Here is a 241-nt window from a genome sequence, read left to right on the forward strand (position 1 = left end):
CGTAAGCATCGGCTTGAAACACACCGCTGTAACCGGCCAGGTGATTTTGTGAATGGATACCTTTCCAGCAGGACTGTACGCGAACCAGACCGCCGGGGGCATCTCCGAGCCGGCATCACGGTCATCACGGACGTAGCACCACTGCCGGACGGTTCGAGTTTTACCGGCCATCAGCACATACTGGCAGCGATGAGTACGGCAACCATCAGGTACGCGCCTGTTTGCGCGGTCGCTCCATCCG

1 pseudogene is annotated in these 241 nt (G+C 59.3%); it reads right to left on the bottom strand.

Annotation, left to right across the window (positions count from 1 at the left end):
* Positions 1-177: pseudogene (locus HMPREF0308_RS13770) on the bottom strand (IS66 family transposase); the annotation flags it as partial.
* Positions 178-241: the final 64 nt, after the last annotated feature.

The organism is Corynebacterium striatum ATCC 6940, assembly GCF_000159135.1.
GTDB classification, from domain to species: domain Bacteria; phylum Actinomycetota; class Actinomycetes; order Mycobacteriales; family Mycobacteriaceae; genus Corynebacterium; species Corynebacterium striatum.